Annotated in this window: 4 protein-coding genes; 2 read left to right on the top strand and 2 right to left on the bottom strand. The window is 40.1% G+C overall.

Features of this window, described 5'->3' with window-relative positions; genetic code table 11:
- Positions 1-44 precede the first annotated feature (44 nt).
- Together WFY05_RS20640 and lacZ are read left to right on the top strand one after the other, a co-directional pair.
- A complete protein-coding gene (locus WFY05_RS20640; protein WP_340114833.1) occupies positions 45-1,697 on the top strand; it encodes a RagB/SusD family nutrient uptake outer membrane protein in 1,653 nt (550 codons plus the stop codon).
- Positions 1,698-1,830: 133 nt separating this feature from the next.
- Positions 1,831-5,862, top strand: a complete 4,032-nt coding sequence (gene lacZ / locus WFY05_RS20635; protein ID WP_340114832.1) for a beta-galactosidase, LacZ type — start codon at positions 1,831-1,833, stop codon at positions 5,860-5,862.
- Positions 5,863-5,954: 92 nt separating this feature from the next.
- Here lacZ and WFY05_RS20630 read toward each other — a convergent pair whose 3' ends face one another.
- Both WFY05_RS20630 and WFY05_RS20625 read right to left on the bottom strand, forming a co-directional pair.
- Entirely contained in the window at positions 5,955-7,838 is a 1,884-nt protein-coding gene (locus WFY05_RS20630; RefSeq protein ID WP_340114831.1) for a fasciclin domain-containing protein, read from the bottom strand.
- Positions 7,839-8,120: 282 nt separating this feature from the next.
- The gene (locus WFY05_RS20625; RefSeq protein WP_340114830.1) at positions 8,121-12,092 is read right to left on the bottom strand and encodes an MG2 domain-containing protein; all 3,972 of its coding nucleotides are present in this window, start codon (positions 12,090-12,092) and stop codon (positions 8,121-8,123) included.
- Positions 12,093-12,217 lie beyond the last annotated feature (125 nt).

The following is a 12,217-nucleotide window of genomic DNA, read 5'->3' as shown; positions in this document are numbered from 1 at the left end:
TGTTTGTAGCAAGCGGAATTGGAAACCGTATTAAAGAAAAAAAGATGAAGAAATTAAATCAAATACTACTCGGATTAATCGTACTGTCGGTAGTTGCCACAAGTTGCGATACCTTACTTGATGTGGATTCTGAGCGTATCATGTTTCCGGAAGATCACCAGATCGATTCGCCGAATGATTCGATCTATTCCATGATCGGTATTTTCTCTCATTTTCAAAAACTGGCTGATCCTTATGTTTTGCTGGGAGAATTAAGAGGCGACCTCATGGATGTGACTGAAAACGCAAGACTTGAGCTGCGAGAGATCAATGATTTGGAAGTATCGGCAGATAATCCATACAACTCGGTCGAAGATTACTACTCGGTGATCAACCACTGTAATTACCTGATTAATAATATTGATACTGCATTTACTTCAAGTGGGGAAAAATCGTTATTGAAAGAATATGCAGCCGCTAAATCGATTCGTGCCTGGACTTATGTTCAGATTGCTTTAAATTATGGCACTGTAAAATATTATAACGATCCGCTTTTAACTATACACGAAGCAGAGAAAGATTTGCCTGAGTATTCGATCAACGAGCTGGTGCCTATGTTAATACAGGACCTTGAACCCGTAAAATTTGTGGAAAATCCCGGTGCAATATCATTGGGAGCAGATATGAACAGCGGAAAGATATTCATTCCTGTTCGGTTAATGCTTGGCGAGTTGTACATGTGGAATGGGCAATATGAAAATGCTGCCCGCGAATATTATGCTTTGATTGAAGAAGAACGTTATGTTATTGATGATAACTACAATTCGACCTGGCTTGTTGACAATGGTGTTTTTGTAGGTAGACAATATATTGATTTCGTTGACATTTTTGAACTCACCAATAACGAACAGATTACCCTGATCGCCGGATCGAAGGAATTGGGAGAAGAAGACGAAATGTACAATATAACGGTTGAAGATTATGAAGTACTTCCTTCCCAGGTAGCAATTGATAACTGGGATGCCCAGACCTACTATTACAACGCGAACGTTACAAATCCAGGTGATCTTAGAGGTGAACTGGGATCGTATGTTGGAGGCAACACCGCTTATGTGATAAATGGTAATTTGATTGGTATTAGTAATGAAGATGTAATTTTAAAATATTTTCTAATGGGCGAGCGGGCTGAAGATGCAAAGGCGGCCATGCTTTATCGTGTAGCAACGCTTTACTTGCGTTATGCCGAAGCGGTTAACCGCGCCGGCAAGCCGAACCTGGCTTTTGCAGTTATAAAAAACGGTATGAACATGGAGGCTCTTGAAGTGGATACCATCGTTCCACCCCGTGAGAAATACAGCGCCTATACCGACTCTACCGGGACATGGCTCGATTATGTCAATTTTAGTAATATTGCATTCGATAATAACATTGGCATACATTCACGTGGATGCGGAAATGTGGAACGGGCAACCGATTTTGTAATTCCTGCACTCAATACTTTAGAAGATTCCATCCTTTTTGTTGAAGATAAAATCATTGAAGAACTGGCACTTGAAACCGCTTTTGAAGGCAACCGTTTTCAGGATTTGATGCGCGTTGCTTTGCGTCGGGGCGATCCGTCATTTTTAGCCGATAAAGTCGCTGCCAAACATGTGGGCAACGAAGAAGCAATCCGTTCAAAATTAATGGATGAAGCAAATTGGTATCTAAAGAAGTAATTATAGAAAAAGTTCTACTTTTTAGAAGATATTCTCAAAAGCACAGTTTTAACTGTGCTTTTTTTTGATCTAGACTAAATATGTTTGCTATTATATTTTACGGCTGTGATTAATCTTCAAAAAATTGAAATTGATGCTTTTAGAGAATAAAATAAAACTCATCCTGATTTTTATACTAATCAATTCGTTTGCTAACTGTTTTGCCCAACCAGCCGACGAATGGAATAATAATCCAGCTGTATTTCAGGTAAACCGACTTAGTGCACATGCAACACTGGTCCCGTATATCACTTTAGCAAATGCATTGCAATGTGATCTCAAAGTATCAGAAAATTATTTCTCTTTAAATGGCCAGTGGAAATTTAATCTGGTGAATAAACCTGATTTGAGACCACAGGATTTTTATGAAGTCAGTTTCAGTGATCAATCATGGGATAGCATTTGGGTACCTTCGAACTGGCAGCTCCAGGGATTTGATTATCCGATTTACACCAATGTTACCTATCCATGGAACGGGTATGAAAATATTTCACCTCCTGCAGCTCCCACTGTTTACAACCCTGTTGGTTCATATCGAAGAATATTCAATTTACCGGCCAGTTGGGAAAGCAAAGAATGTATCCTGCATTTCGATGGAGTGGAATCGGCGTACTATGTATGGATCAATGGAAACTACATCGGCTACAGCGAAAACAGTTATTCTCCAGCTGAATTCGATATCAGCAGCCACCTTACAAGTGGTTCAAACACTATTGCAGTTCAGGTGTTCCGTTGGAGCGATGGAAGCTGGCTTGAAGACCAGGATTTCATTCGATTAAGTGGAATCTTCAGGGATGTATACATCTATAAAATCCCGCAAGTTCATGTAGAGGATTTCGATTACACAACCGATCTGGTAAATAACTATCAGGATGCTCAATTTGATTTTTCGGCTCGCTTAATTTCCCGTGATACTATGCTGCCAGTCGGCTACAAGGTTAGTGTCCAGTTATACGATAGCCTGAATTTACCAGTTTTATCGTCTCCATTGGAACAAGATGTGACTTTTAGTCAGAATTATTCCCAGGTTACCGGGACCGTTCATGTAAATAATCCTTTGAAATGGTCAGCCGAAGAACCAAATCTTTACACCATGGTTCTTTCACTGATGGATGGCAACGGAGAAATAACAGAAATGGAGAGTTGTAAAGTAGGATTCCGGAAATTTGAATTGAAGAACGGACAAATGCTTATCAATGGTCAACCAATTCTGTTCAAAGGTGTAGATCGTCACGAAATAGATCCTCTAAAAGGGCGGGCTGTAGATAGGGAATCGATGTTAAGAGATATTCTCATCATGAAGAAGTTCAACATAAATGCGGTCCGCACCAGTCATTATCCCAACAATCCATACTGGTTAGACTTGTGCGATAGATATGGTATTTACGTGATTGATGAAAATAATCTTGAGACGCATGGAATAAGAGGGAGTGTTCCCACAAGTGATCCGAACTGGACTGCCAACTGTTTGGATCGTATTACCAGTTTGGTGGAGCGGGACAAGAATCATCCCAGCGTTCTGATTTGGTCGCTTGGGAATGAAGCCGGTGCCGGTTCGAATTTCAAGGCAATGTTCGACTGGATAAAAGCTAATGATCAATCGAGATTGGTGCATTACGAAGGAGACAATCAGTATGGCGATATGACGAGCCACATGTATTCTTCAGTTAACACGGTAGAAAACTATGGCAAATCGGGCAATCAAAAACCACTGATCCTGTGTGAATATGCTCATTCCATGGGAAATAGCACAGGGAACCTCTATAAATACTGGGATTTATTTGAGGAATACAAAAATCTCCAGGGAGGATTTATTTGGGATTTTGTCGATCAAAGCCTAAAAGACAGCATTGGATACAAATTTGGTGGAGACTGGGGAGATGATCCCAATGATGGTAATTTCTGCGCAAACGGACTTCTGAATGCGGACCGAACACCCAAACCGGCCATTTACGAAGTAAAGAAAGTTTATCAGAACATTAAGATGAAGCCCATTGATTTATCTGCAGGAAAATTTATACTGAAGAACTGGTTTCTCTTCACAAATCTAAATGAATTTGCAGGCCACTGGCAATTATTGGCTGATACGACCGTAATTGATGAAGGTAGTCTTTCGGCCGATGATCTGAAACTTTCTCCTCTTCACAGTAAACTGCTGACTATTCAATTGGCTAAACCGGAACTGAAAGCAGGAGTGAAGTATTGGCTCAATATCAGATTTACGATTACCAAAGATTACAACTGGGCAAGTGAAGGGTATGAAATAGCAAAAGAACAGTTCAATATTCCGTTCAGCACGCCTGCAATAACAAAATCCAGCGATTTCGGTAATGAAGCTCTTCAGACCGCAGTATCAGATAACTTATTGAGCATAAAAAACAGCAAGGTTAATTTAAAATTTGATACGAATTCGGGGATGATCAATTCTTATACTTATGATTCGTTGTTATTGATCAATCAGGGACCAACTCCTAATTTCTGGCGTGCGCCGCTTGACAACGACCGCGGGAATGGTGAACCTTCTCGTTGCGCCACATGGGAAAATGCAAGCAAACAAAGAACACTGGATACTTTTTATTTTGATGATAGCAATAATAAACGAATAAAACTTTTTGCTTACATGACCGTGCCAACTCAACAACCCTCTACCGTACTTTTGGAGTACGATGTGATGGCTAACGGCGAAATTCTTGTGACGGAGAGATTTTATCCGGGTAGCAGTTCCCTGCCTGAAATTCCATTGATCGGTAATACAATAAACCTGCCGTCAGATTTTGATCAGCTGACATGGTACGGAAAAGGTCCTTACGAAAATTATATCGACCGTAACCTGGCTTCATTCAAGGGAGTGTACAAAAAGAGCGTAGATGAAAATTTCTTCCCTTATATTCGGCCTCAGGAAACAGGGAATCATATTGCCACAGACTGGGTTAAGATCGTTAACCAACAAAATTCCGGAATTATGGTTGTGGGAGATAGTTTTGAATTTAGCGCATTACGCTACACAGCTTTCGAGATGCAGAGTAAGCTTCATCCCTTTGAACTCGAGAAAAGTGACAATACTATTTTGAACATCAATTACAAACAAATGGGAGTTGGTGGAGATAACAGTTGGGGGGCAAGGCCACATGAAGAATTTCTCATTCAACCTGATAAATTTTTTAGCTATTCTTACCGGATTGTTCCAATCACCATATCAGGTAATGAGATGGAAATCAGTAAAAAAGAGTACATTCCAACTCCAACATCTGAAGTTCCTGATATAACAGGCCTAAATGAAGAGGAGGCTTTGCAGCTTATCAATCAATATGGATTTGTTCCCGGAAAACGGACTTTTCAACTTGGCAATACATTCGAAAAAGATCTCATTATGCGCCAGGTTCCTAAATCGGGAGAAGAAATGCCTACCGGATCCATCATCAATTATACCATAAGTCAGGGGAAAAACATAGCTTTGAATAAACCTGCTTCGAGCAGCACGCAGGAATCCGGGAACTTTACACAGGATGGTAATGACGGAAGTTACACAACCCGTTGGTGTGCATCGAATGGGACCGCAAACCAGTGGTGGAGCGTGGACCTTGGCGGGAAATATGATCTTTCCTCCTATTCTGTCAATTGGGAATTCGCTGCCGATTACGGATATGTTATCGAGGTCTCCGATGATAATACAAACTGGGAAATGGCCGCTGATCAGCAAAACAATACTTCAACGGAGCAGACGCAGAGTGGCACATTACAAGCTAAAGCTGTACGTTATGTAAGAATCAGGATCACAAGCAATCCATCCTGGTACTGGAGTTCCTTTTACGAATTTGAATTGTATGGAACAACATCAACGGGAACTGATTTAGTTGAAAAAAGATATCCGGATGATTTCAGTTTCGAGATTTATCCCAATCCTGTGGAGAACAATGCAACAGTAAAATACATGTTACCGGAATCCGCTTCAGTGCGGATAGAACTTTTTAATTCGGCAGGTTTAAAAATAAAAAACTTATTTGCAGGGCATCAGAGTAAAGGAAATCACGAACTTTCGTTCAGCTTAAATAATAACAGTGGATTGTATATTATTAAATTGATTTCCGATAAATATGCAAGATCAAAAAGTGTGCTTGTGAAATAAATTAAAACTGTGTTTTTGATATTAACTTCATAGTTAATTTACCGTTTGTATACTTTCACAGAGGGATTTAAAATTCTGAGTCAAGATTTTTCTTAGTAAATATCCTCAAATTCAATAACCTCAAGAGGAACAAATTCGAGGTAGTCAAACATAAACTGACCAGTTTTAACGCCTGTTACAGTAAATGTATGATTGGTTGCTTCCTGAAAGGTGTAAATACCAAGGATTCGACGAAGTGCCCCCTCTTCACCACGGGCCGCTCCTCCATTAAACCATACAGGATCGATAGTGCCAAAGCAGGCTGGAGCTTTCATATAACCCCGGTTACGCATCGCTTTATCGTTTTCAAAACCCTCGGGGTCTCTTGCATCCGTGCCAGGTCGTACATAACCAATTTGCGGATTGTTGGCAAGAATTGTGAGGTCCAGCGGGATACCGGTAGGTATGCCATCCCAGAACAGTTGCGCAACACCCCGGTTTCCATTTGGTACGTACCCAAATCGTATTTCATAGGTTCCCGGAGGAACAGGGGGGGTGATAATCTCAAAATCGTATAATCCTTCAAGCAGAACTTCATCACCCTGGTAATCACAAAAGCGGTCATCAGGATCATAATATCCAAAGGTGGTTGTTTTAGAAGGTTTTACCCGATCAAAATAATCTCTTGTGAAAAACCATTGTTGCGAAATATAATTGGGTGAAGCATGTCCAATTCGAATGTTATTGTTGGTAAACTCAGGGAAGAAACTTGCTGCGTCCATCCTTAATCTTTTACTTGATAGCATTCTTTCAACATCGCCCGAGTAAACGAGGATATTATCGATTTCATGGTATACTCCATTTACTGCATCATTGTCAAAATCATCAGTTAAACGAATAGCATTCCCGGTTTCCTCAATCATATTAATGAGATTATACTCATTGTTGAATCGCCATGTCCTTACCTCTATAAGAGTATTCGGACACATGGGTTCAATATATTCACACATGTCTGTGGTCTTTATAGAATGTGATTCTCCAGTTGATTGATAATCACGGCCGGTATTATCATAGGCTTCAATTAACAACCTTTTGGGTAATTTTTTATTAACCAGATGATATGCGATAAAGCGATTTAGGCTATTTTTTTCGTCGGTAATATCTGTAATGTTCGCATCATCCGGGTACATCTTATCATAGACATCGCTTGCAAATTTCTTTAAGTCATCAAGATTATTAATGTTATTTGCTGCATAGGTTTCATTACTTTCAACAAAGGCGGTAAATCCATACCTACGCTCTTTGGGTACACGAATTATTGATCCAATCCAGTTAATATCACCATCCATTTCCATCAGGGAACCGGGATCGTAATTTTCATCCCTGATAAGTACTAATTTTTCAATGAGTCCTGTTTCGTTCAGAGCCTCAGTGAAAAGTGAAAATTTTGGATCATTGGCAAGAACTTCAACAAGAGTGCTTTCGGTTGGCATAAATGTTTTGTCTATCCTGTGAATAATTCCATTGTGGACTTCGATATCCTTTGAAGTAATGCTAGATGAGCTATTAATCTCGTATGTTAACTTGCCATCCTGCGTAGAAGTGGACATACTCAGATAGCTTCCGCTCATGGTGACATTTGGAAGTAAGCCATCAACAAAATTAACCGATTCATATAAAAATCCCTTTATAATATGATCATAAGCAATTTTCTTCAGCTCTTCATCCGTAAAATCTTCCAACGAATTCTTCCCTTTTGATTGATAGAAATCGTACATCGCCTCATTATCAGGTATAAAGCAGGTGTATTCGCCGTAAGCTTTCATTAAACCCATTACCTTGCTTTTTTCGAGTAATTGCGTGAATTCGGAGTAAATTTCAGGTCGATTGGATACATACTCACCTATCGTTTCACCGGTAAAGGTATAGTAAGTATCTCCTACATCGTCACTGTCGCAGCTGAAGGTAAATAGACATACCAACAGAAAACTTAACACTTTAATTGGGTATGATTTGATTCTGTCTTGTACAACAATGAAAGGCACTCGATACATTTTATTGATAGATTAGTTAGCGTTTAAATATGGTTAAAATAAACCATTAACGGGTTATAAGTAGTCAGCGATTAATCAAGAATTGTCGTTTATTCGTCCTTTAATTAAGATAGCACTGCCCAAAATAGTCAGTTAGAAATATAATTGGAATTACAAATCAATGTTTGGTTCCTTTGCCAGAACAAAACTCTGGTAATTACATACAAATTAGAAGGTTGCCAATTCTTAATCTTCATATTCGGTAACATTGATCAGATACCGTACCTGCTCAAAGATTTCTTTGGATGGCGGTAATAGTCTTGAATCGCGCCACTCTTCCGGGTGATATTCAGGTGCACTTGTAAAGACAAGACGTTGATTCATGGTTTCCGGAGATAAGGGCTTGTAATCTTTGCCATTTCCCGGTTTCCAGACCACTTCACGCGATATTTTATTTAGCTGTTCATTTTGGTGGAATGAAACTGTTGAAATCGCAATACGCGGAATCCAAAATTCACCGTTAAAACTCCAGGTGGTTTCATTGTGCTCATTCACCAGATTAAAAGTATTGGGATCTCCTCCGGCAGCCAGGAATTCGTCAGGCATCAGGTATTTTTTACCTTTATCGCTTATTTGCCAGGTAGCCCAAGCCAGGCCAAAGGTTTCTGCATCAATCAACATTTCTCCCTTATACAATGCCCACGGCGAATCGTCTACCTGATCGAATAAAATGTGGTACATTTTTCGGCCCTGAAACGTGGTCTCACCTTTCAAAATATATTCATACTGTTTTCTGGATGCCCAGCTAAGAAATGATAAATTGGCAAATATGGGATCCATTACCGGAATGGGGCCATTAAATCTGTTTTGTGGTGTAAAGCTGATTTTATCGTTTAACTCATCTGACTGAAACCTTCTTCCACCATAAACCTGGTAATCAGTCGTGAAATTGCTTGACGTAGGTCTTTTCCTTCGCTGCGCAAAAGAATAGTCGATTAGCTGATGCAATTCATTTTCGCTGAACAACAATTCGCGATAAGCCCCCTCAAGGAAATAATCCTTTTTATTGTAGTTTCTTTCAAGGTACCGATCAAAGTTTTTTAAAATGTCCTGCACATCCATCGTTGATGGAGAATTGGGTGATGGAACTAACATTGTTATGCTTGACTTACTGCTATCCATTAGTTGCGTTAAAGATTGATACCCCGGTTTTGCAATCACAATACTACTGGTATTTTCCGTACATTTATCATCCACCGAATAATAGCCTTCAGGCGATGTGAAAGTACACCAATCTTTACGAGGACACATGACCAATGCATATGCTGCCGCTGAACTGTCGGGCAATAAAACGCGGTCATTATCGGGTGAATAACTGGTAGAATCCGGCTGTTTCTGTTCTGCCAACGCTATCATAGAATCTACATCGAACATGGGCTCTGACATTTTATGTATTGTGGCACCCAAGGCTCCGATGTTTGATATTCCGTTTACTTCAACCCGGAAGGTACCGGATACATCGGAAGTATAAAACGAAAATTCGGCTTTGCCTGAGTAGTCGGTACTTAAATTCGGAAACCAGGCAAGTGTATTTCTACGATCACTCACTATACTATCGGCACTTGCAGCAGAATAATCAGGTTGATAAAACTCCTTAACCCGTGTGAACCCATGAAGTGTAATATTGGATAAGCCTTTGTAGTTAACAGAACTGTATAAACCGGCTCCATCCTTAGTGTAAATCGATAAAATCGCTGCCGGGGTACTCATGTTTTCCGAATCCTCCGTTAGTCCCTGCACTTCATCCGGTGGATTTTCTGCATCCAAAACCTCACTTGTATTATAAAAAGAAGCATCGTTGTTAAGTGTTGTTCGGTTTCCATATTTCCTCGGAAAAATTAAATCGATTGAGGAAACTACCTTTGGATCGAGCGAAATTAAATCGGAAAGTGAATAACTGGCTAAGGCTTCTTGTATCTGTCCGTTTGTGTTGGAAGAAGCAATTAACTCGCCATCGACAAAAATAAAAAAGCGGTGCTTTTTTTGCCCCAATAGCTGTAATGATATACTGGGAGAATTGGAATAGGAAATCGTTGAACCTTGAGGAGGTGAACCAACCCCGTTGTATCTATTATTTGTTAAAGTTGATTGCATAGTTTCAATACGAAGGTTAGGAAACGCATCGGAGAGGATGGTCATCAATCCGTAATGCCAGGGTTTCTCCTCTTCCAGTTCACTGATCCTCTTTTTGCCAAGCGAATTATCCGGCGGGCCATACTTTTGAGTCATTTCTTCTTTTAGCGTCTTTGTTCGTTCTCCTTCCACCGTAACCTCCCCAATGGAATAATCGGTAGTTATTACAAAAGTATCTTTCGAGATTGCTCGAACCAGTTGCTTCTCCAGCACGCCTTTTTCAATCGTAGGACTTTTCTGATTCACTTTAAAATCATCTGATGTCCGGGATTGTTGGTGCACTTCTACCAGGTTTTGATATTGATCAGTCGGTTTTATGTGGTAGTTGGTACTCAGGCTGATCATAAAATCCTTTTTAGCTTCAATCCTGTTTTTTGTTTGAACAACCGCTCTTAAAGTATCTTCAAAATCTTTCAATAAAAACGTAAATGCTCCATCTTCACCAACTTTCTCCGAAAAAAGTTCCATACCCTTTCCTCCGGTGACCATGGTTATAAAAGCATCATCGGGTATGCGTTTACTTTTTGGTGATTTTCGTACTGTTCCGTCTACATAAATCCCAGGTTCTTCCAGGTATTCCGGCATTGCAATGGTATCAGAGAGTACTTCTTGCCAGGAATACCGCCTCCAGCCGTTGGTTAACATGAGCAGCTCAGATTTTACGTTCCTCTCAACAGTATTATCAAAAAGTGAGTTCGCTTCACTTTTAAAATCCGGAAGATCGGAATACAGCGTCAGGTATTGAAAAATATTTGGTGAATTATAAGCGGCATCAGGTATACGCAACGCATCAGTTACCGACAAGGCAAAATCACCTATTACAGGACTGCCGTTCGGATCAGTAACCTGCAAGGATAGTTTTACTTTACCTCGGGGGCTGTCAGCCAATACTTCTTCTTTCAGGTCAATGGAAAGGAGGTCGTTATTTTTTATAAAAAGCAGCCTTTCTGCCCGAGGGTTTTTATCTCCATCAAACAAGGTATACTGGACAATACCCGATCTAAAATCTGACTTATCAATTAGTATGTCTACACTTTGTGTGTTGGTGAAATCGATAGCAAAAGCTTTTATAGGTATTCCGTTTTGCATGCTTAAAAGCGTGGCGGACGAATCAGAAGCCGAATTCCCTATTCTGGTTGCATTTACTTTAATTTTTTGTTGTTTGGTCAATTCCGTAACCGACATGGCTAATCCATCGGCTTGTGCTTCCGGAAGCTTAAATTGTTGTGCGTTTGGAGTTGAACCAAGAGGCCGGATAAAATAGTCTTTACCTGCCTGAGGTTTCAGCATGAAGAATCCCTTTCCTCTCCACAAGGTTTTTGCCGCCGTTATTATTTCTCCGGATTCATCAACAACGAGTGCATCCAGGTCAACCGTGTGGCCATTATCATTAACCGCCTCAAAAGCTACTTTTGAAAGACTTCCGTCCATCAGATCTCCTCCTTCAGGGAAGAACGACAAATGTATTTTTGAAGACGATGTCAATTCCTCCTGATCAACACTTACTTGTTTGTTTTCAGCAGTTGAAACTGAAATGGTATCCAATGTCAAGTTCGCTCTTTCTTCACCTATATGAATTTGTTTCGAAAAATAGTAGTCACTTCCGCTGTTTCTCATCCAGTTTGTATAGGCAAGCAAATAATAGTCGCCCGATTCCAACTGTTGATCAAGCGTTATGCTTCCCCAGGCCCTTCCTGCATTTAATTTGAAAATGTCTTTTTGGCGGGTAGTTCCTTCCGGCGAAACCAAATCCAAATACATGACCCGCTCAGTTTGATTGAGTTGCTGAGAAGAGGCATTTAACAAAAATGCACTGAACCAGAGTTCTTCTCCGGGCAAATACACCGGACGATCTGTTTGAAGAAAGATCTTTTCCTGGTAATTAATGGCCTGGTATTTGGAAATTTTTGAGAGGATACTTTCATCTGCCGATTGGGCTGATGATGAAAAACCAAGAATCAGGAGCAGGTACATTAACTGTAATGTCTTTGAACTGCTTCGCGACAAATGAAATTGAAGGCTCATTATTCAGAATTTAAGTACATTCTATAACCGGAAGTGACATAAAACTACCGTTTAGTTTGTCTTTTTTATTAGTAGTAGTGGGGGAGCGGTATTAAGTTACACCTTCTTAATTTCGATGATGAGCT

The organism is Maribellus mangrovi (assembly GCF_037646455.1).
GTDB lineage: Bacteria > Bacteroidota > Bacteroidia > Bacteroidales > Prolixibacteraceae > Draconibacterium > Draconibacterium mangrovi_A.
This window is presented reverse-complemented; position numbering and strand designations above follow the sequence as displayed.